Origin of the sequence: Shewanella sp. AS1 (assembly GCF_021412565.1) — a bacterium.
GTDB lineage: Bacteria > Pseudomonadota > Gammaproteobacteria > Enterobacterales > Shewanellaceae > Shewanella.
This window is the reverse complement of the sequence record NZ_JAKCLJ010000050.1, coordinates 1-315: the sequence shown is the minus strand read 5'-3', so window position 1 is coordinate 315 and position 315 is coordinate 1. Positions and strand designations below refer to the sequence as shown.

Below are 315 nucleotides of genomic sequence, written 5' to 3'. Positions count from 1 at the left end.
CACCAGAAGTAGATAGCTTAACCTTCGGGAGGGCGTTTACCACGGTGTGGTTCATGACTGGGGTGAAGTCGTAACAAGGTAGCCCTAGGGGAACCTGGGGCTGGATCACCTCCTTACCTATACGATGTATCAACCTTGGTTGGTAAGAAAATGCTCCTGCATTTCTTACACACAGCACATCCATGTGCTTGAGTGTTCACACAGATAACTTGTTCTTGTTAGAACAGTTGGCCTGTCTTTACGGCAGTGCTTGGCCAAAATCGTTCCATACGATTTTTGGCACTTCCACCATCCGTGGAGGTCGTTCTTTAAAAA

1 rRNA gene is annotated in these 315 nt (G+C 47.3%); it reads left to right on the top strand.

The features are described 5' to 3' along the window. Positions 1 to 116, top strand: a 16S ribosomal RNA gene (locus LZP69_RS15995); the annotation flags it as partial. Positions 117 to 315: the final 199 nt, after the last annotated feature.